Genomic DNA, 20,189 nt, shown 5'->3' on the forward strand with positions numbered 1-20,189 from the left:
TATCAGAAGCGGTAGTTGATCGAAACATCGGCCACGCCAGTCGCCCTGCTACGCGTGATCGGACTGTTGCCCGCACTGCCGACCAGTTGCTCGAACGCGCCGTCCGCCGTCGCGAACCAGTGCTTGTTGAACAGCCATATCGCGCTGATGCCGAAGCCTACCGACTTGAAGCCCGCGCTCGCGTGGTACTGCGGATACTGCGAGTGCGCCGCCTGCTCCTGATTGACACCGAACCAGCTATTCATATACGTGGAGTCCGCGAGCGTCACGTTCGGACCGGCGAACCAGACAAACTTCTCCGAGCTGCCGGGCATCGGCATGTAGGCGCCGAGGTCGCCGATCCAGCCATTCGAGCCGCCGAAATAGCGCCGGATATCGGCGCGCAGCACCAGTGGGAAGTCTTTCGAAATCACGTATTCGCCGGCAAGTTTGAGGCCCGCCGCCGCGTTGATGTTGCCGAGGCCGTTGAGTTCCTGAGGGTCGTCCTTCGCCCGGCGCCCCAGATCGTAGACCGCGGCGAGACTCACGCGCCAGTTCGATCCTTGCGCGAAGTTGACGCCGAAGCCTTCGCCGCTCGACATGAAAAGCAGGTCCTTGTAGCGCACGTCGACGCTCGGGCCGGCGACCACGTGATATCGGTCCGAGCCCTCGAAGCGCGGCTGGAATGACGTCGCGATGCCGACGCGCACCTGCCAGTCGGGAATGACGGGCTGCCACAGCTTCTGCAGCGCAATACCGGCCGAGTACTGCCATTCACCCAATGGCGACGGCGTTTGGGCCAACGCCGCGCCCGGCAGGCAGGCGATGCCGCCAACGGTCACGGCGAGCACAGACGTTGCCGCGCTGCCGGTCTGTTTGTTGCGCGGCTTGCCGCTGCGCTTTCTACGGCTGTTTAACACCAGAAGCCTCCAATCTCGCGGTTCGCGAAAGGGTCGGGTTCTCGCCCGAGTTCGCCGCGCATGAAAACGAACAACCGATGGTCGCCCGCCGCGCGCTTACTTTCGGCATGTAACTTTCGGCATGTAATTCTTTCAGGGAACGACCCAGGCTGCACGGCAAGACTGCACCGCTCACGCTGGTGGCCACATGAAGCAGGAAGCCTGGCACGCGGGCTTCCATATGAACAGACGCATATGAAAGACGGGGACGACCAGCGCACCGCCGCAAAATATGCGCCAGGTCATATGGGCCAATTCAATGGAGAGCGGGCCGCGCCCAGCAGAACATGACGGATCGGTGACAGACAGCTGGACGGTCGCACTCAGTGGCCGCATGGGCGCATGCCGCGCTGAAGAAGAACAAGCACCCGGCGTCGCGCGGGGCGACGCCGGAAAGACCGCGATGAACGGCAGCGGCAGTCGGCAGTCGGCGGCGTCAATGCGCCGCTTCGACCAGCACCGGTTTGTCGCGATACAGATTGGGGAACAGACGCTTCAGATTGGCGACCTTCGGCATATCGTTGAACGCGATATACGCGGAGTTCGGATGCAGCGTCAGGTAATTCTGGTGATAGGCCTCGGCGGGATAAAAGCCTTTGAACGGCTCGGTCTTCGTGACGATCGGCGCGGGGAACGCATGCGCCTTGTCGAGTTGTGCGATATAGCCTTGCGCGACGCGGCGCTGCGTGTCATTCAGCGGAAACAGCGCCGAGCGGTATTGCGTGCCGCTGTCCGGCCCCTGGCGGTTCAACTCGGTGGGGTCGTGGATCACGGAGAAGTACACCTGCAGCAGTTGGCCGTACGTCACCTTGCTCGGATCGAACGTGACCTGCACAGATTCCGCGTGGCCCGTTTCACCACCGCTGACGATCTCGTACTCGGCGGTGTCGCGCTGCCCGCCGGAATAGCCGGACACTGCGCGAGTCACGCCGCGCACGTGCTGGAACACGCCCTGCACGCCCCAGAAGCAGCCGCCCGCGAACACCGCGGTTTCCTCGTGCGCGGTGCTCGCGGAGACCGGCTCGTCGAGCGCAGGGGGCGCAATCACCACCGCCGCCTCCGACGCAAACGTCATGCGTTGCGCGAGCAGCAGCGCCAGCGCGCCGAGGCCGAGCGCGATCGAAACACCCGCCGCACGCGAGCGGGCGGGCTTGCCGTCACTACGTTTCGTGATGTTCATGATGTCTGTCCTGATCCGATCAGCTCACGCCGCTCGCGGCGGGCGTGAATATCAATGCGAGGCCGTTCATGCAGTAGCGCAGGCCAGTCGGCTTGGGTCCGTCGTCGAACACGTGGCCGAGATGGCTGCCGCAGCGGCGGCACAGCACCTCGTCGCGCGTCATGCCGAACGACGTGTCGGCGTGCGTGATCACCGCATGGTCCAGCGGCTGCCAGAAACTCGGCCAGCCGGTACCGCTGTCGAACTTGGTTTTCGATGAGAACAGCGGCAGTTTGCAACCGGCGCACGCGAACGTGCCGGCCCGATGCTCGTCGTTCAGCGCACTGCTGAACGGGCGTTCGGTGCCCGCTTGCCGAAGTACCTGGTATTGCGCGTCGGTCAGCAGCCTGTGCCATTCGGCGTCGCTGTGCGATATCTCGTAGGCCGCCGGCGCACCCGCGCCCGGGTCCACGGCGCGCGCCATACGTGAGGCGAACGCGCCGCCCGCCAGCGACGCCGCGCCGATCAACCTGAAGAATGTCCGTCTGCTGCAAGCCATGATGATCGCTCCGCAAAGTCCTTACCGTTCACCCGGTGCGGCGCGAGATGCGCCGGGCGCGAGTGGTCCTGATGTTGGTCGTCCGGGAGCGCGGTTTATGACAGCATGCGCGTCTTTTTGCGTGACGGCGCCAGTTACAGCGGAAATTTCGTGGTCGACAGAATTTCCTTGAGCACCATGAACGAGCGAATTTGCCGAACGCCCGGCAGATACAGCAATTGCTCGGCGTGCAGCCGGTTGAAGCTGTCGCTGTCGCGCGTGCGGATCGTCATGAAATAGTCGAACTCACCGGTCACGACGTGGCACTCCATGCAGCCGGGCACCTTCTGCGCGGCTTTCTCGAACTCGGCGAACGACTCGGGCGTGGACCGATCCAGCACCACGCCGATGATCACCAGCATCCCGGCCCCGGCCGCCTTCGGATCGATCAACGCGACCACCCCGCGAATCAGCCCCGACTCCTTGAGCCGCTCGACGCGCCGCAGGCAGGCCGGCGCGCTCAGCTTGACGCGCGCCGCCAGCGCGACGTTCGAGATCGACGCGTCGTTTTGCAGCTGCCGCAGGATCGCGCGATCGATACGGTCGAGCGCCTGCCGCGGATCAGCCTGAGCGGCGGTAGGACCGGCCGCGCGGGAAGCGGCACGAAGTTTTATTGCGTTCATGATTTCCTGAGCGGATTTTTATTAATTCACCGCGGGTTGGATGCTTTTTAAAGTATGCCGCGTTGAATTTTTTCGCAAGCTCATTTCAGGCGTTTTTGCCTACCATGACTTCAAGCGCGGCGACCCGCCGTGCACGCCAGACACCTCTCAATCACGGAGCTGCCATGAACCTGCAACGATTCCCCCGCTATCCGCTCACCTTCGGACCGACGCCGATTCAGCCGCTCAAACGGCTGAGCGACCACCTCGGCGGCAAAGTGCATCTGTATGCGAAGCGCGAGGACTGCAACAGCGGGTTCGCGTTCGGCGGCAACAAGACGCGCAAGCTCGAATACCTGATCCCCGACGCGCTGGCGCAGGGTTGTGACACGCTGGTGTCGATCGGCGGCATCCAGTCGAACCAGACCCGTCAGGTGGCGGCGGTCGCCGCGCATCTGGGCATGAAGTGCGTGCTCGTGCAGGAGAATTGGGTCAACTATTCGGATGCCGTGTACGACCGGGTCGGCAACATCCAGATGTCGCGCATTCTGGGCGCCGACGTCCGGCTGGTGGACGACGGCTTCGACATCGGCTTTCGCAAGAGTTGGGAAGACGCGCTAAAGAGCGTGCGCGACGCCGGCGGCAAGCCCTACGCGATTCCGGCCGGCTGCTCCGACCATCCGCTGGGCGGACTTGGATTCGTGGGCTTTGCGGAGGAAGTTCGTCAGCAGGAAGCGCAGCTCGGCTTCCGGTTCGACTACATCGTCGTGTGCTCGGTGACGGGCAGCACGCAGGCCGGCATGGTGGTGGGCTTTGCCGCCGATGGCCGCGCCGAGCGCGTGATCGGCATCGACGCGTCGGCCAAACCCGCGCAGACGCGCGAGCAGATCACGCGAATCGCCAAGCAGACCGCGGAACAGGTCGAGCTGGGCCGCGACATCACCGCGAAAGACGTGGTGCTCGACGAGCGCTTCGGCGGCCCCGAATACGGTCTGCCGAACCAGGGCACGCTCGCGGCGATCCGCTTGTGCGCGCGCCTGGAGGGCGTGCTGACCGACCCGGTCTACGAAGGCAAATCGATGCACGGCATGATCGACATGGTGCGCAACGGGGAGTTTCCGGCAGGCTCGCGCGTGCTGTACGCGCACCTGGGCGGCGTGCCGGCGTTGAATGGCTACAGCTTTATTTTCCGCAACGGTTGAGTCGGCCGGATTGCAAGACGTGGTGTGCTCGAGAGGTGTAACAAGCGGTAGCCGGTGCGCGTCAGACCGGCTCGCCGCTTCATGCGAATGACCGCCGCGGGGCTCCCGGACCACTGGCGCGCGTGAGACTGGCCGCGGCTTCGTGCCCGTATACGCCACGGGCTCTTGGATCAGTGACGCGCCGCTGTGGCCCGGACATGTCACGCCGCCAGCTTCTTGCGCAAATGCTTGCGCAGGAATTCCACGAAAGCGCGAATCGTCACCGAGCTTTGCCGATGCTGCGGATACACCGCATAGACGCTCGTCGCGGCAGGCAGGAACGCTTCGAGCACAGGAACGAGCTGGCCCCTGCCGAGCGCGTCGGCGACGATAAAGTCAGGAAGCCGAACGATCCCGAGTCCGGCCACGGCCGCGTCGCGAATCAGGTCGCCGTTGTTGGCGCGTAATGGCCCGCGCACTTCCACGCCTTTCACCACGCCGTCGACCACGAAGTCCCAGCTGACGATGCCGCCGTGGCCGTACAACAGGCAGGAATGCCGTTCGAGATCCGCAGGCACGGCAGGTCTGCCGCGGCGTCTCAGGTATCCGGGACTGCAGCACGCCACCATCCTGACGTCGACCAGCTTTTGCGCGACCAGCGTGGAATCCGGCAGCGTGCCGATGCGGATCGCCATGTCGAAACCCTCGCCCACCACATCGACGGTGCGGTCGCTCAACTCCATGTCGAAGCGCACGTCGCCATGCTCGCGCAGGAACTGCGCGACGAGCGGCGACAGATGCAGCATGCCGAACGACATCGGCGCGCTCACGCGCAACAGTCCGCGCGGCCCGGAACGGCCCAGCGACATGGCCTGTCCGGCGTCCTCGACTTCGCCGAGAATGCGCTTCGCGCGCTCGTAAAACTCCTGACCGAGATCGGTCACGGCCAGCTTGCGCGTATTGCGGATCAGCAACTGCACGCCGAGCGCCTCTTCCAGCGCCATCACCCGGCGGCTGACGAACTGCTTCGACAGCGATAGCCGGTTGGCCGCCGCAGTGAAGTTATGCGCGTCGACCGTGGCGACGAAAATCCGCATGTCATCGAGATTCATCGTATTGTCCACCTGATCGAGACAGTGTTTCGCTTTTCAATGTGATTATAACCATCCAGATTGACCTACACTGTCGTTCATGGATTACGGACACACCTGTGGCCCGGATCGCACTAACACAAGGAGAGATACGATGCTCGAAATCAGACACGCCAATCAACGTGGCCGCGCGGAACACGGCTGGCTCAGCTCGCGTCATACGTTTTCCTTTGCGCACTATCACGATCCGAAGCAGAACGGCTTTTCCGACCTGCTGGTGATCAACGACGACCGCGTCGCGCCGGCACAAGGCTTCGGCAAGCACCCGCACCGCGACATGGAGATCTTTTCGTACGTGCTGGAAGGCGCGCTGGAACACAAGGACACGATGGGCACCGGCTCGGTGATCGTGCCCGGCGATATTCAGTTGATGAGCGCCGGAACGGGCGTCGCGCACAGCGAGTACAACCATTCGAAGAGCGAGCCGGTGCACTTCCTGCAGATCTGGATCGCGCCGGGCAAGATGGGCACGACGCCGCGCTATCAGCAACGTCACTTCGGCGCGGATCAGAAGCGTGGCGTGTTGCGCCTCGTGCTGTCGCCGGACGGCGCGGATGATTCGCTGGTCGTGCAACAGGATGCACGTGTGTATGCCGGGCTTTTCGACGGCGCCGAGACGGCGCGGCTCGAACTGGCCAGCGATCGTTACGCGTACATCCACGTGGCGCGCGGCAGTATCACCGTGAACGGCGTCGAACTCGGCGAAGGCGACGGCGCACGGGTACGCGGCGAGGAAGCGCTGACCTTCACGCAAGGTCAGGATGCCGAAGTGCTGGTGTTCGATCTGCGTGACATCGAGACGTCGGCGATGTGGGGTTGAGCGGTGTGATCGGCGCGCTGGTTTGATGGTGAAGGAAGCCGCCCGGGTTGGGCTGCTTTTTTTGGGGTCACGAAGAGACGGTCGTCCGCAGGGTCGCCATGCCCTTCAGGTGGCCGCTCTACGCTCCGCAGTGGCCAGTCTGCCAATCAAATATCGCGCTGAGGTGAATGGTCTTGAGAACCTCAGGCCGACGCGGTGCGGTAATGATTGCGTCGCTGGAGCGAGCCGGTTCACTGGCCGGAGTGGGACGGATTCTACGATTCCCGCTTTCGCGCCAGAACGAGCGACAAGGCGACGAGGAATATTGCCACTGCACTACACATAAAGACCACGGGCCGATTCCATCCGCTCACGTACCCAACTAACGCGGGTCCAAGGAGAATCGCCGCGACAAGTTGAATTAGCTTTTCCCGCATACCTGGTACGAAAACCGGCTTGCGGGCAAACCAGAACGTAGCGCCGCGTGTATGCGACTCGATCCAGGCTTCTGATGTCCTGTCACGGATTAGCGCCAGTGCACCGAAGCGTAGAGCGATAAATCCACCGGCCACCAGAAAGGACCACCCACCAAGTTGAGTGAGAAAAGGCTTGCCCAAGGGCCACCACAGCAGGCTCAGTGGCGCAAGCAAGACCAAGGTGCCGTAAGCCCACCTGCGCCGTCTCAGACAACACAGAAGAACCAGCGGATGAATGCAGACCGCGACCAACACGGCCGCTACGCCGATTGAGGGCAGCAACTGCGAACGAATCAGGGCAACGGCAATCCCGACTTCGCACGTAGAGGCTATGAGCCACGCCGAAAGCGCAAGTTTGATCCGGGTAAGCATTGACTGCATTCTTCTATCTGTATTTGAAGTTTTTGCAATAGTTTCACAATGCGGACCCAGAACACACACGTCCCGTTTTTGCGCTTCCTCGCAGTCGCGGCATTCGTTAATGCATAGCCGTGTCGCTGGGTGTTGCTCGCTGGGTGTTGCTCGCTGGGGGAGCTGCTGGCGCCGGCCGCGCGACCGATGAGATCGCGGTTAAAGATGAAAGCGTTCCAGCCTGGATAAAGAGTCGTCGGTTAATCATTGTCCTTCCTGTGCTCCTTACGTCGATTATGTGATTAAAAGGTTCGGATTACGTAATAACCATAACGTGGCTGGCATCGAAGAAGAATCGGATAACTCTCAAACTGCCGAGAAATTGACAACGAGCGCTGTCCAACGGCGCGAGGGCCTGAAGGGATGATTTCAGGCGCGTTTCCAGGCGCAGATGAGCCTGAACCTGACGACAGCCAGCGAGGGTTGACTGTCGATGGACGGCAGGCTATGAGGGATGGTTGATCATCGCCGGATGATCATGAGCTTGAACGAATCAAAAATACGCGCCGTGGAACAGGTGTGTGCCGTACCGGACGGCACCGAGACACTTCCGCTGAGACAGGCGGAATCAGGCCACCACAACGGCACCGCTCCCGCTCCGGCAGTTGAGCATGGCAAACGGCAATGGCTACATCATTGCGATCGCATCTGCTTCAGCTCATCGATGCGCAGACGATAGCTCCGTAATAGACAAGCTTTATCGCCACACGTGTCGCGAGAATTACGAAGCCATGCTCGTTGATCCGCTCGCAATCGCGTCTTGTTGGCCGATACTTTCATCTTTTTGCCATAGACTTCTGTCAATGCTTTATCGACATTTGTGAGTTCCGCATCCCCGCAAATGAGCTGCGCCTGGACAGATATCAGCTTGCTGCAATCGAAACTTTGCATCAACGCGGCCTTCATCCCGCGCTGGATCTCCAGGAGTCCTGGTTTGCATAGCCCTTGCAGCGACTTGCAAGCGGCGTCGTGCCCGACCCATGCCATGTCCTGCGCGCCATATTGCTTAACGAAGCGATTGATGCCTGCGTGGCTTACGCCCCTTTGCATTGCGTTTGCCGCGATTATTTCGTTGCAAAGCGAGTCCTCGGCGTAGGTTCGCCCATTGCGCCGGTAGCAACTGTGAAAGCCGAGCAGCCCAGTACCAACGATACTTCGTCGTTCGCCTGACGCAAACAGAATGGAAGCGCAAGCGGAGGCGCACCTGGCACCATCCGGAACGGTCGTATAGACGCGTACATTGTCCATTGCATCGACCACTCGGAAGGCGGCCTCTACATTCCCTCCTGGACTATTTAAAACAAGGATGACAAGACCTTCGTCATCACGGTCAGCCATTTTGGCGAACATCAGGAACTTCTCTGCATCACCTTCCTCAATCCTCCCCTCACCGATAACCATTTTCAGCTTGAGTTGTGGTTGGTAGTAGATCTTGAAGTCCATACCGGGCGCCGCACAGGGAATCATCAGCACAGTGAAACAAAGCCAGCCAAGCAATCGTTGCATCGAGCTTTGCGCCGCCGCGCCTTTGGGCTTTGGGTGCTCTGTGCTGCGCATACGATTCTCCCCGGAATATCAGAAGCATAGTCTCGAGTCTGTCCTGGGTGGCGTAACGACCCTGTGTGAAATGACCGTTCGACCTCGAAAACAGTTGTACAGGGTACCGGGGATTGAAGGGCTGTTGAGAGGTCGAGCTGCGAAGGACGACGGACTACTAGACCCGTAGCCAAAGCCGTCTTCGCCCAAGGTTTCTCACGTCTCGTCCTTGCGTGAAGCGCCACACAGAACCCGATCTGCAATTGGCTATCGCCCCTCGCTCATTGCGCGACCTTCCGCCCCCCGGCAGACGGAGAAGTGCAGGCGTTTGCGCGCCTTCCCCTAACCTCAGACCTAACCTCAGACGATACCGGAGTCGCTGTCCAGATTGGCGGCGTCCCCCGATTGACGAACGAACATAATGCGGCCCACTGACCACTTCTTCGTCCTAGAATTATTGACGGGAGGCAACATGAATCGCGGACAGGTCATCGGGCTACTGTGCGGCGCACTGCTTGCCGGTTGCGTGTCCGCCGGTGTCGAAGTGAGGCCCGAGCAGATGGCTAACTTCAGGCACGGCGTGACAACACTGCAAGACGTGGTAACCGTGCTCGGCCCTGCATCAGCAGAGACCGCGCTGGACGACGGCTCGACGCTGCTCGTCTACACCTACGTGACGTCGCGCCCCCACCCCGAAAGTTATCTTCCGTTCATTGGGGCGCTGGTTGGCGGCGCCGACACGCACTCGTCTGCAGCCGTGTTTCTGTTCGATCCGCACGGCATCCTCAAGAGCGCAAACACCACGGCCTCGAACGTCGGCACAGGTGTGAGCAGTGGCTCTCACACGGAGCAACACAGTGCGCCTGTGCGAACCTCCGAGCCGCAGGTTGTGATCAGGAGCGTCCAGCCGCCCGCCGTGCAAAGCGTCCAGGCGCCCGCCGTGCAAAGCGTCGAGCCGATTCCGGAAGAAGACGGCGAGCCAGCCACGCAAATACCCGTCGAACTTCAACCAGACAATACTGTTCAACCGGCTTCCATCGAATAGCGGGACACTTCGCAATTCGCGGCTTGAACGACCCCGACCGTCGCGCGAAGTATGGCGTTGAGGGCGCGAGCCCCGAATAAGCCAGGCTCTCCATTCAGCCGCCGCGAAAGCTGCGGCCAGGTATCCGTGCCGGCGCGAGGTCGCCCACTGGCCCAAGATGCTTGTTTTGACTGAGCTAATGCTCTTTTTCGGCAGATCGCTTTGACGTCGACAGATGACGAATGGCAGTCCGAAGAGGCAGCGATCATATGTAGGGACGGCCGTAAGTGTTCCAAGTTGGTCTGTGAATTAACCTTATTCGTCATCCTAACGAATACGAATATCTGCTTCGGGTGGTCTTGCGCCTCTTGCATGAAGCGCCCCGCCGGCACGCCTGCCGCGTTGGGTTATGAGACGCAATCGCCAGCTTGAGACAGCGGCAAGTCGCACAGAAAAGGCCGCTTAACGCCTCAGAGCAGACCCGGCAGTCGAAACAGACGATGACCTGACGCTAGACGGCGTCGAACTCTCGACGGCGAGGCCGGCAGCCTTCCATTCGGGAAATCCGTCCTCGAGACGACTCGCCTTGAAGCCTTTTGCACGCAACGCGGCGACGGCCTCGAAGGCCAGCACGCAGTAGGGTCCACGACAGTACGCGACGATCTCCGTGTCGGACGGCAGTTCGTTCAAGCGCCGCTCCAGCTCGCCCACTGGGATATTGCGCGCTCCGGGCAGATGGCCCCCGGCGAACTCGTCCTGCGGGCGCACGTCAAGCACGGTGACAAGGTTATCGGCAAGACGGAGGACCAGTTCCTCTCGTGACACCGCTTCCATCGAATCGCGTGAGTGGAAGTAGTCATTCAGCGTCTGATTGACTTCCGCTACGTTCCGCTCGCCGATCAGGCCAAGGTACTTCATCAGGCCGACTATCTCGTTGTCGCCGGCGAGGCGATAAACGATGTTCTTGCCGCGTCGCTCGGTGTCCACCAGGCGCGCTCGCCGCAGAATTTGCAGATGGCGCGAGGTATTGGCGAAGCTCATGCCCGACCGTGCAGTCAGGTCCTCAACCGACCGCTCGCGTTGCGCAAGGTGCTCCAGCAACTCAAGCCGGCCAGGATGGCCAAACGCCTGAGCTATCTCAGCGAGGCGCTCAAAGATCGCTTGCTTCGGTCCCACGCTTGACACTCCCAACCATGTTGATCAATCATTCACGCTATCGATTGAATGTTATCATCCTCATGAGCGAGGAGCAATCCCATGATCCTACGGCAATTCCTCCATTCCGATCCCGTCGGGATTTCGTACTTGCTGGGCTGCGGCGGCAAGGCGACGGGCGTGGTGATCGATCCCGTGGCCGAGCCCAGTAGCTATCTGCAAGCGGCCGAGACGACCGGGATGAAAATCAGCTACGTGATCGACACGCATGTGCATGCTGACCACGTGTCGACTGGGCGGGCCCTCGCTGACGCGGCAGGCGCGGAATATGTGCTTTCGGCGAAGGCCGACATCGCGGTTCCGTTCAAGGGCGTCGAGGACGGTGACGAGATCCCGCTTGGCAACGTCGTCCTCAAGGTGCTCCACACACCCGGTCATACACCCGAGCATATCTGTCTGCTCGTGACAGACCGTACGCGGGCGGACGAGCCTTGGCTGGTCGTGACTGGCCACACGCTCATGATTGGCGACCTCGGCCGCACGGAGCTGGCCGTAAGCGCGGAAGAAGGCGCGAAAGACCTTTTCTGCAGCGTGCGGAAGCTCAGGGCGCTTCCTGATTATCTGGAGGTCTTGCCGGGTGCCTACGCCGGGTCGGCCTGCGGGCGGAGTCTTAGCGCGAACCCAACCTCGACATTGGGCTTCGAAAAGCGGCACAACCGTGCGTTCGGCATCGAAAGTGAGGAAGCATTCATCCGCTTCATGCTCGCCGACGTACCGCCGGCACCGCCCGAAGCGGCCAGACTGCGTGCGATCAATGCCGGCCGCAACGTTATCGGGGCTTAGCAGGATGGGACACACCGCCGTGTCGTCTGCGCCGCCCCCGGTCCGGTTGGGGTTGAAGGAAAACTGGCGGCAGTTTTCACTGCTCGTGCTGATCAATGCCTTCGTGGGCGGCATGGTCGGCATCGAGAGGACGGTCGTGCCGCTGATCGGCGCGAAAGAATTCCACCTTGGCTCCACGACGCTCATTACTTCTTTCATCGTCAGCTTTGGTGTGGTCAAGGCCCTTGCCAACCTCGTTTCCGGACAACTGGCCGACACGTGGGGCCGCAAGCGTGTGCTGGTCGTCGGATGGCTGCTTGCGCTTCCCGTGCCCTTCATGATCATTGCCGCGCCGCACTGGGAGTGGGTGATCGCGGCCAACGTCCTGCTTGGCGCCAGTCAGGGCTTTGCATGGTCGATGACCGTGCTCATGAAGGTCGACCTGGTCGGCCCGAAAGGGCGAGGTTTGGCGGTCGGGCTCAACGAGTTTGCCGGCTATTTTGCGGTTGGCCTGACTGCGTTTCTCACTGGTTATCTGGCGAGCCGGTACGGCTTTCGACCGATCCCGATCTACCTCGGTATCTTCTATGCGGCAGCCGGCCTGATGCTGTCGATCCTCGTGGTGCGTGATACGCGCGAACATGTTCGGATGGAGGCTGCTGGCAAGACCAGGCAAGCCTCATCCCTGTCGTTTCGCGATGTTTTCCTGCTGACCTCCATCCGCGATCGCAACCTGTTCGCGGCGTCGCAGGCCGGACTGATCAACAACCTCAACGACGGCATGAGCTGGGGCATCTTCCCGCTGTTTTTTACGGGTCTCGGTCTGGGTATCGAACGGATCGGTATCCTTAAAGCCGTCTATCCAATCGTGTGGGGAGTCTTTCAGGTTGTGACCGGCCCGATGAGCGACAGGTGGGGCCGCAAAGGCCTGATTGTCGTCGGCATGTGGGTCCAGGCTGTCGGCCTTTTCCTGACCGCGCTTACCCCACAGTTCTGGTGGTGGCTGGTCGCAAGCGTGCTGCTGGGTCTCGGTACCGCGATGGTCTATCCGAGCCTGATCGCAGCGGTGTCGGATGCTTCGGAGCCGAACTGGCGGGCGCGATCACTAAGCGTGTACCGGTTCTGGCGAGACCTCGGGTACGCAATTGGCGCACTTTCAGCGGGCCTCATTGCTGATCGCTTTGGTTTTGCCGACGCCATTCTGGCAATCGCCATGGTCACGTTTATCTCAGGCGTTGTCGTCGCGATCGCCATGCGAGAACGTCGTTGAACGATTATGCAGAGCGCCAGGGTTGAACGCAAACAGTAAGCCGACGACGGCAAAGGCGACTGGAAAGCGTCCGCCTGAACGGCCAGGTAGCCTGCCACATTGCGAACGAAATATGCGTAGAATTTTCGTGGTGGATAAATCTCGAAGGCTGCCCTTATGAAGCCGCGCATTCCGCCACCAATCGTGATGCTAGCCGCGGCTGCCCTCATGTGGGCACTGCACCGCTGGATACCGCTCACTCGCTGGATCGCCCCGCCGTGGAACCGATTTGGCAGCCTCCCGGCTGTGGTTGGACTCGCCATCGCGGTGGCAGCCATCGTCCGTTTTCGTCAGGCGCAAACGACCACCAATCCCATGGACCCGGGCAAGGCCTCATGTCTTGTGACAGACGGGGTGTTTCGCATAAGCCGAAACCCGATGTACCTGGGTTTGGAGTTGCTCCTGATCGGCTGGGCGGTCTGGCTCGGCAGCGCGAGTCCATGGCTCATTCCCCCGCTGTTCGCGATCGTCATCACAGTCGTCCAGATCATTCCCGAGGAACGCGCGCTGGGGCAACGCTTCGGAGATCAGTACCGCTCTTACCAACGACGCGTAGCACGATGGATCGGCAGCCGCGGGTGACGCACTCAACTGGACGACTCCTGGTAACAGTTGCCGCTATTGAAGAAAATATGTTCACCGTCAACGCTGCCAGGCATCCGTTGACGAATCGCTTCCACAAGCCTGACGATGAGAAAACGAGGACGAACCGGAAGATCCGCCCCCAGGCTTTTCAACGGCAGAACCTTAAATCCACTGGTCGAGATTCACTCAACCTTGAACTTTTTTTCGCTTAAGTCTGAACCTTGCACCGCAGCGTAGCTCCGGTCGCCTCTAATCGGCTCGCCCTGCTGTGTAGACTGCCCGAACCGGGAGCACAGATCCTCCGCACCCATGTAAACCGTCCGGACCATCGTCGCCCGAGTCACACCGCGCGTAATGCATTTGAATTACAATAGCGTGGCCAAGCTACCGAGAGGAGTAATTGTCATGGCTGCGAGTGCATTGGTACAGACGCGCATCGATCCCGAGCTGAAAGAACGCGCGGCGGCGGTGCTCGATAACATGGGGCTGACCGTCTCGGATGCGGTTCGTATCCTGCTGACGCGCATCGCGAACGAAGGTGCGCTGCCGTTCGCCTTTGCGGCCGACCCTGTCGCACATGACGCCTGGTTCCGCGCGAAGGTGCAGGAAGCGTTAGCCGATCCGCGGCCGGCAATTCCTCACGATGAGGTAGAAGCCCGCTTCGCCAAACGTCGCGCGGCGGCCCTTCGTAAGGCCGACAAGGGTGACGCGTGAGGCTTGAGTGGTCGGCTTTCGCACTGGAGGACCGAGACGGGATTTTCGATTACATCGAAGAAGACAGACCCGCGTGCTGCCGTTGACGTAGACGATCGGATTCGCACGCAGGTCCGGCAACTGCTCCAGTTTCCCGAGACTGGTCGCCTTGGTCGCATTGAAGGCACACGCGAACTGGTCATTAGCCGCACGCCGTATATCGCAGCGTATCGTATTACAGGAGACTCAGTCCGAATCCTGCGCTTGCTGCACGGCGCACAGCAATGGCCTGATGAGATGTTGGACTGACGTCCCGCCCCAACCTGTACTTTGAGGATGAGCAGCAACATCTTCATTTCAGCGGGGTGTTCCTCTTCGAGTGAAATGCCGAGGCCAAATTTTGTGCAACTGGCATCCCTGAAGTACGCAGTCGGCCAATCGACCCATGCGAGCTGGAGGGACGCCACCGGGAAATTCAAAGTTAAATGAACCAACTGCGGATAGTTCAAACTTAAGTGAACCGCGGGTTCAAAGTTGCCTGAGCATCACGCTCCGAAGCCTTGTCCGAGCGACGCGAACAGTTCAAAGATAAGAAAATCTCAACACCACTGGTCGTTCGCAACAGTGCGTTCGCTTGTGGTGCCGTCCCCGGTGTTCACTACGCCGCGCGGCTCGATCAGCAGCAGTTTCACTTCGGCACGCGCGTAAGGCTTGTGCTCGACGCCTTTCGGCACGACGGCCATTTGACCGGCATGCAGCACGATCGAGCCGTCGCCCGATGGTCCACCACGAAAATCGATACGCAATTCGCCGTCCAGCACGATGAAGGTCTCGTCAGTATCACCATGTTTGTGCCACACGAATTCGCCTTTGAGCTTGACGACCTTGAACTGGTAATCGTTCATCTCCGCGACCACGCGCGGCTGCCAGTGTCCGTCGATTAGCGCGATCTTGCCAGCCAGGTCGATAGCCTCGCATTGGCCGCGTGCGGCGGGCGCAGTGTGGGAATGTATTGATGCAGACATCGCTCTCTCTCCGTTCAGGTGTGGATGCGTCGTCAAGAATACGCAGCCGCCAGGGGGCCGTATTGAACGATCGTGGGTGAGCAGTCGCAGGGCGCGCTGCCCACGATCTGGAGCCAGCGTCCCGGCGTGAGGCCGAAAGTCTTCAGGAAATGCCGCGTCATGTGGCTCTGATCGGCGAAGCCCGCGTCTGCCGCCGCGCTCGCGAGCGAGGTGCCCGAGAGTAGCATGCGACGCACGGCATCGAGGCGCCGCATCGTGAGATACCGATGCGGACTCGTGCCGTAGAAAGTGCGGAAATCGTGCGAGAGGCTCCAGCGGTCGCGGCCTGTTGCGGTTTCCACTTCCTCGAGCGTGACCACGCGCGTGAAGTTCGCGTGCAGATAGTCGCGCGCACGGCGCGCCGCGAAATAATCGCCTTTCCCTCGCGCTTGCGGCATGCCCGCAACGGCGGCGAGTGCATGGGCGAGCTCGGCCAGCGCGTCGCTCTGTTCGAGCGGCTCGAGCGTGTGGCCGACGCGTTGCAGCAAGGTTTCCGTTGCCGCCGCAATGCGTGGATCGGTTGTCACGCCGCCTTCGAGGAACGGCAGCGCGCGGCCAGCCAGCACGTCCTGAAAGAACGCAGGCTCCACGTAAATCATGCGGTAGCGAAAGCCCTCACCCGTACCCGCCTGGCCGTCATGCGCTTCGTCGGGATGCAGCACGATGGTGTTACCCGGCAGGCTGTCGCGACGGCTGCGCCGATAGTTGAAACTCTGCACGCCCGCGAGCGTGCGGCCGATCGCGTACGTATCGTGGCGATGCATGGCATACGCTTTGCCCTTGAACCAGGCCTCGATGCGCTCGATGCCTTCTATCGGCTGGGCGCGCATCACCCAGTCCGGGCGCGCGGGTGCTGCTTTTCGGAGCATGACGAGTCGCAAGAGAGAGTGAAATGGGATTCGCGTCGGCGCCAGGCGCGCGTCGCTTCTATAGATTGCCACATGAGCGCGCCTCGCGCAGCCGCGCTTCAGCATCAAAGTGGTCGCGGCGCCCTGATGACAGCGCGGAGACCGCTTCCTCGGGCGACAGGCACCGACCACGCCGATGGCAAACCCGGAATCATTCGTTGCATATCCGGAACACCTGCTCGCGACTCGTGTTTGCCACCTTGTCACGAACACGATACATATTGCGCATTGCTATGCTTGTTCGAACGCGTCGGATCGAATGGCATCGTCCTTGCATGCCACGAATCTTCAGTGTCCAACTACGGAGGAGGTCGACAATGAATCTCGATTTGACGTTCCGCGCAGGTGAAGCCACGGTGTTCGCCGCACCTGGCCAGGTGACTGACGCGATGCCCGAAATCCTGATAGGCCGTATCGACGGACCCGCCGGTCACGCCTTCGCCAACATGATGGCGCAGAGCAAGGGGCACACGGCCATGTTCGCGATCCGCGCCTGCAATCAGATGGTGCGCCCTGTCACGATGATCGTCCCCAAGGTGACGCTCAGGGACATGACCACCATCGAGCTATTCGGTGGCGTCGTGCAGTCGGCGACGGCGGATGCAATAGTCGACTGCCTGATCGAGGGCATCTTGCCGAAAGACCAGGCCAACGAACTGTGCATCATCAGTCTGGTGTGGATCGATCCGCGCTGCGCCACAGAGACTAACCTCGACAAGAAAGACATGTACCGCACGAACTACGAGGCGACCAAACTCGCCATTCACCGGGCGATGAACAACGAGCCGAGCGTCGACACGCTTATCGCCAACCGGCACACCATCAAGCACGATATGGACGACTGGAGCTGAAGCACGTCCTTGCGTTGGGAGCCGAATGCAGTGGCCTTTCGCAACGGCGTCGACCATGCGCGGTTTAAAGCTCGCGAAAAGTGCCACCCTGAACTGATGGGTGGCGTCGGATTCTGGTTGACGCCAATAACCAAGGCTCACTCTTATGACGGGTCAATCGATTATCGGGAGTGCCAGAGCTGATTTTGCATTGTCTAACGGCGCAGTCCAGTCACCAAGCTTGCGCTGCCGATAAAGACGCATTGACGCGTACCAAGGCGTAAAACGCTGACCGTCATACCATCTGCCATCACAAGCCTGCGATAGCAACAGCCAGACAGGACAGTCAAGCGTACTTGCGAGATGAGCGGGGCCTGTGTCGACGGATATCAGAAGGTCAAGATTTTGTATTACGGCTGCGGTATCAGAAAAGGTATCCAGATATGGGCCGAGATCGACAATGCCGTGTTCGGCACACAACGCTTTCTCGACCACGCTCAAACCACCAACCTGCAAAGAGAAGAAACGGCACGACTGATTCTCCAGCAAGGGGGTCAGTTTGTGCAGTTCAAGTGATCGATATGGCTCGTGACGTGCGCCCGAAGCACTTCGCCAGATCAATCCCACTTTGCGTTTCATTGCGTCCTCATCCATAAGTTTTGCCAGCGCCTCGGGAAGTGCGTGGTGCGCTGGAAATGTGATCATGGATGATCGGGCATTCGGAAAATATGGGCTGGTTTGATAACGTGCAAACAGGCTGAACATCGTTGTGATGTAGTCACACTCGATAATTTCAGTACCTATATGATCCACGAGCGTGATGCGGTGGTCTGCCTTGAGGCAGCCGTTGAGCGTCTGTGGTGCCCTGGAGGCAAACTGAACTGGCGCCCTCCTGTATAAGCATGTCCACACAGCGCGAATACATGATCAGATCCCCGAGGCCGCCTTCCTGCATAATCCCTACACGTCTGCCCTCTACCGAGTCGGACAACGCGAGGAACTTTCCCTGAAAATGCTGGAGTGTATTGTCACTGGCTCCTGGGTATAACAACCGTATCAGATTCGCACTTTCCCCCTTATCTCTGAGCGACCTGAAAATCTCGTGGGCTTCGTGATACTTGCCAAGCAGGAATTTGGCAATTGCAAGCTCTGACATGACCAGATGCCGGTTCGTATCATGCGGGAAGCCCCCGCTGACGGCACTCAATTGTTCCTCGCTATGGGCAAACATGCCCAGATAATTCATGTCGACACCCAGCTGAGCACATTCAAATACTCCGCTTACCTTACCCACCCATCTGAGGCACAGGTCCTGCGCCTCATCGGCACGACCGGCCAGCCTCAGTGCACGACACCACGACATTGCGGATGCAAAATCACCTTTGTTGAGATAGGTTGCGTACGTTCTAACCAACGGCTCTTCATCGATCAACTGTTGCATCCTGTTTTCCTGAATCTCTTCGTTTGAGTTCTCCGCTCCCCAGAGCGTGCCAGGCCCTTTCGGCCAGCCCCGCGCGATTGTCCTCCATGAACGCGCGTTGCAGTCCATGTGCGAAAACAATCCGAATGCGGGTTACCACGATCATGCGCGCAAGAAAAACAGCAAGGTTCAGATGACTGTCGACGCGCCAGGCTTGCTGCTCGCAGCATATATTACACCGGCCCACGAGTCCAGGTAGCGTGAGCTACAGGATAAAATATGGTCTCCTTATCAATTTACCGCGATCACATTTACACCTGCCCCAGTTCTGCCATGTGAACAAACGTTGCCGAAGTTCGGCACGATGACATGAAGCGGTCATCCGGTGTCGCGGCAATGCGAAGTGCTGGCAGATCGGACCGAAACTGGAGAGAGACTATTGTGTGCGCCGGGGATCGCGAAAGCCTCGCATGCAGCGTTCACGCGCCGGCGTTCGCAAGACTGGAAGAGCGGGATGAAGGGCATTGAGGACGTAGACTCGACGCGTCGCGTCCATCGGATAAAATAGGTGCCGACCCAGTGAGCGCGACAAACGGCGTTGTCCCGGGGAAGCGGTTCTTGAGGGAGTGTCTGTTATGTCCTTGCAGCAAATGTGTGTTTCACCAACCGACTCGCCCTGCAAATGCTGCGGTGAAATCAGCCGTTTATGCGGAGTCGTCGATTTTTCGCGCTGCGGTGCGGACCATGCTGCCGGCAAGAAAGTTGAGCCGTATTCAGGCGTTCCGATTTATTACTACCGGTGTGACCAGTGCGGCTTTGCATTTACCCGCGCGTTCGATAACTGGACGCCCAAGGACTTCGCCCAACACATCTACAACGCCGATTACGAGCGCCACGATCCGGATTACAAAGGTGCGCGCCCGACATCCAATGCCAATCTGATTGCCGGCAGTTTTCCGGAAATGGCGCACGGCAAGATGCTGGATTTTGGTTCCGGCCTAGGCCTGCTTGAGCATGAGCTTCGGGCGCGGGGTTTCTCTCAGGTCACCTCGTACGATCCTTATACGGCCAACGAAAACGCATCGGCGCTTTCGGAGAAATACCAGACCGTTGTTGCCTTTGAGGTATTCGAGCATCATCCGGACCCGCACGCCTTGATGGATATGATGGTGCGGTTCCTCGAGGAGGACGGGGCGATTCTTTTTAGCACACTCACCGTCCCGGAAGACATCGTCGAAACGGGTATTGACAAGTGGTGGTACTGCGCGCCACGCAATGGACATATTTCCTTCTTTACCTCCCGCTCCATCGCAACGATTGCCGCGCGCCATGGTCTGAAGGCGGGCTCGTTCAACGAGGGTACTCATTTCTTTTATCGACATGACCTTCCCCCGTGGGCGACGCGCTTTACCCATACGCTCTGCTCGTGCTGATCGAATAAGCCCATCAAGTTCTTCACCCGGAACCACCGCCCGCATGCGCGCATGTCCGGTCTCGTGCACCAACAAAAACGGCGGCCCGAAGGCCG

The 20,189-nt window shown here is 60.1% G+C and carries 21 protein-coding genes and 1 pseudogene; 10 read left to right on the forward strand and 12 right to left on the reverse strand.

Annotated elements, in window-relative coordinates; genetic code table 11:
- Window positions 1-2: 2 nt before the first annotated feature.
- The 4 genes from BN2475_RS14150 to BN2475_RS14165 form a co-directional block, all read right to left on the reverse strand.
- Window positions 3-899, reverse strand: coding sequence for a MipA/OmpV family protein (locus BN2475_RS14150; protein ID WP_094780147.1), 897 nt, complete (start codon window positions 897-899; stop codon window positions 3-5).
- A gap of 475 nt (window positions 900-1,374) precedes the next feature.
- Window positions 1,375-2,118: a peptide-methionine (S)-S-oxide reductase MsrA gene (gene msrA / locus BN2475_RS14155; protein ID WP_094780148.1), complete on the reverse strand. Its 744-nt coding sequence runs from the start codon at window positions 2,116-2,118 to the stop codon at window positions 1,375-1,377.
- Between the two features lie 19 nt (window positions 2,119-2,137).
- Window positions 2,138-2,656 (reverse strand): peptide-methionine (R)-S-oxide reductase MsrB, encoded by a 519-nt coding sequence (msrB, locus tag BN2475_RS14160; protein WP_094780149.1) that lies wholly within the window; start codon window positions 2,654-2,656, stop codon window positions 2,138-2,140.
- Window positions 2,657-2,790: 134 nt separating this feature from the next.
- Complete coding sequence (locus tag BN2475_RS14165; RefSeq protein WP_094780150.1) at window positions 2,791-3,318, reverse strand: Lrp/AsnC family transcriptional regulator; 528 nt, start codon at window positions 3,316-3,318, stop codon at window positions 2,791-2,793.
- Between the two features lie 164 nt (window positions 3,319-3,482).
- On the opposite strand from BN2475_RS14165, the gene BN2475_RS14170 reads away from it, so the two are divergent.
- The gene (locus BN2475_RS14170; protein ID WP_094780151.1) at window positions 3,483-4,499 is read left to right on the forward strand and encodes a 1-aminocyclopropane-1-carboxylate deaminase; all 1,017 of its coding nucleotides are present in this window, start codon (window positions 3,483-3,485) and stop codon (window positions 4,497-4,499) included.
- 200 nt (window positions 4,500-4,699) lie between these two features.
- On the opposite strand, the gene BN2475_RS14175 is transcribed toward BN2475_RS14170, so the two are convergent.
- Window positions 4,700-5,590 (reverse strand): LysR family transcriptional regulator, encoded by an 891-nt coding sequence (locus BN2475_RS14175; RefSeq protein WP_094780227.1) that lies wholly within the window; start codon window positions 5,588-5,590, stop codon window positions 4,700-4,702.
- Window positions 5,591-5,723: 133 nt separating this feature from the next.
- On the opposite strand from BN2475_RS14175, the gene BN2475_RS14180 reads away from it, so the two are divergent.
- Window positions 5,724-6,449: a pirin family protein gene (locus BN2475_RS14180; RefSeq protein WP_094780152.1), complete on the forward strand. Its 726-nt coding sequence runs from the start codon at window positions 5,724-5,726 to the stop codon at window positions 6,447-6,449.
- 1,499 nt (window positions 6,450-7,948) lie between these two features.
- Here BN2475_RS14180 and BN2475_RS14190 read toward each other — a convergent pair.
- Window positions 7,949-8,872 carry a lysozyme inhibitor LprI family protein gene (locus tag BN2475_RS14190; RefSeq protein WP_094780154.1) on the reverse strand — a complete coding sequence of 308 codons (924 nt, stop codon included), beginning with the start codon at window positions 8,870-8,872 and terminating at the stop codon, window positions 7,949-7,951.
- Window positions 8,873-9,323: 451 nt separating this feature from the next.
- Here BN2475_RS14190 and BN2475_RS14195 point away from each other — a divergent pair, with 451 nt between their 5' ends.
- Entirely contained in the window at window positions 9,324-9,896 is a 573-nt protein-coding gene (locus tag BN2475_RS14195; protein WP_094780155.1) for a hypothetical protein, read from the forward strand.
- A gap of 441 nt (window positions 9,897-10,337) precedes the next feature.
- Here BN2475_RS14195 and BN2475_RS14200 read toward each other — a convergent pair whose 3' ends face one another.
- On the reverse strand, window positions 10,338-11,060 hold the full coding sequence (locus BN2475_RS14200) for an ArsR/SmtB family transcription factor (RefSeq protein WP_094780228.1): 723 nt from the start codon (window positions 11,058-11,060) through the stop codon (window positions 10,338-10,340).
- A gap of 72 nt (window positions 11,061-11,132) precedes the next feature.
- On the opposite strand from BN2475_RS14200, the gene BN2475_RS14205 reads away from it, so the two are divergent.
- The 5 genes from BN2475_RS14205 to BN2475_RS14225 all read left to right on the forward strand — a co-directional run bounded on the left by BN2475_RS14205 (window position 11,133) and on the right by BN2475_RS14225 (window position 14,748).
- The gene (locus tag BN2475_RS14205) at window positions 11,133-11,873 is read left to right on the forward strand and encodes an MBL fold metallo-hydrolase (RefSeq protein WP_094780156.1); all 741 of its coding nucleotides are present in this window, start codon (window positions 11,133-11,135) and stop codon (window positions 11,871-11,873) included.
- 4 nt (window positions 11,874-11,877) lie between these two features.
- On the forward strand, window positions 11,878-13,122 hold the full coding sequence (locus BN2475_RS14210; protein ID WP_094780157.1) for an MFS transporter: 1,245 nt from the start codon (window positions 11,878-11,880) through the stop codon (window positions 13,120-13,122).
- A gap of 156 nt (window positions 13,123-13,278) precedes the next feature.
- Window positions 13,279-13,743, forward strand: coding sequence for a methyltransferase family protein (locus BN2475_RS14215; RefSeq protein ID WP_094780158.1), 465 nt, complete (start codon window positions 13,279-13,281; stop codon window positions 13,741-13,743).
- Window positions 13,744-14,151: 408 nt separating this feature from the next.
- Window positions 14,152-14,460, forward strand: coding sequence for a type II toxin-antitoxin system RelB family antitoxin (gene relB / locus BN2475_RS14220; protein ID WP_094780159.1), 309 nt, complete (start codon window positions 14,152-14,154; stop codon window positions 14,458-14,460).
- A gap of 3 nt (window positions 14,461-14,463) precedes the next feature.
- Window positions 14,464-14,748, forward strand: coding sequence for a type II toxin-antitoxin system RelE/ParE family toxin (locus tag BN2475_RS14225; protein WP_342744611.1), 285 nt, complete (start codon window positions 14,464-14,466; stop codon window positions 14,746-14,748).
- A 290-nt stretch (window positions 14,749-15,038) separates the two neighbouring features.
- Here the strand turns inward: BN2475_RS14225 and BN2475_RS14230 are convergent, their stop codons facing one another.
- Both BN2475_RS14230 and BN2475_RS14235 read right to left on the reverse strand, forming a co-directional pair.
- Window positions 15,039-15,464: a cupin domain-containing protein gene (locus BN2475_RS14230; RefSeq protein WP_094780160.1), complete on the reverse strand. Its 426-nt coding sequence runs from the start codon at window positions 15,462-15,464 to the stop codon at window positions 15,039-15,041.
- Window positions 15,465-15,496: 32 nt separating this feature from the next.
- Window positions 15,497-16,372 carry an AraC family transcriptional regulator gene (locus BN2475_RS14235; RefSeq protein ID WP_094780161.1) on the reverse strand — a complete coding sequence of 292 codons (876 nt, stop codon included), beginning with the start codon at window positions 16,370-16,372 and terminating at the stop codon, window positions 15,497-15,499.
- 356 nt (window positions 16,373-16,728) lie between these two features.
- On the opposite strand from BN2475_RS14235, the gene fae reads away from it, so the two are divergent.
- Window positions 16,729-17,262: a formaldehyde-activating enzyme gene (gene fae, locus BN2475_RS14240; protein ID WP_094780162.1), complete on the forward strand. Its 534-nt coding sequence runs from the start codon at window positions 16,729-16,731 to the stop codon at window positions 17,260-17,262.
- Between the two features lie 153 nt (window positions 17,263-17,415).
- Here the strand turns inward: fae and BN2475_RS33585 are convergent, their stop codons facing one another.
- The 3 genes and pseudogenes from BN2475_RS33585 to BN2475_RS35505 all read right to left on the reverse strand — a co-directional run.
- Window positions 17,416-18,054, reverse strand: coding sequence for a glycosyltransferase family 9 protein (locus BN2475_RS33585; RefSeq protein WP_143325785.1), 639 nt, complete (start codon window positions 18,052-18,054; stop codon window positions 17,416-17,418).
- Entirely contained in the window at window positions 18,035-18,682 is a 648-nt protein-coding gene (locus tag BN2475_RS14250; protein ID WP_143325786.1) for a hypothetical protein, read from the reverse strand. Before BN2475_RS14250 ends, BN2475_RS33585 begins: the two co-directional genes overlap by 20 nt.
- A 244-nt stretch (window positions 18,683-18,926) precedes the next feature.
- Window positions 18,927-19,154 (reverse strand): annotated as a pseudogene (locus BN2475_RS35505) (hypothetical protein); the annotation flags it as partial.
- A 142-nt stretch (window positions 19,155-19,296) separates the two neighbouring features.
- Between BN2475_RS35505 and BN2475_RS14260 the strand changes: the two are divergent.
- A complete protein-coding gene (locus BN2475_RS14260) occupies window positions 19,297-20,094 on the forward strand; it encodes a class I SAM-dependent methyltransferase (RefSeq protein ID WP_094780165.1) in 798 nt (265 codons plus the stop codon).
- Window positions 20,095-20,189 lie beyond the last annotated feature (95 nt).

The sequence above is a fragment of the Paraburkholderia ribeironis genome (assembly GCF_900019265.1).
In the GTDB taxonomy this organism is placed as follows: domain Bacteria; phylum Pseudomonadota; class Gammaproteobacteria; order Burkholderiales; family Burkholderiaceae; genus Paraburkholderia; species Paraburkholderia ribeironis.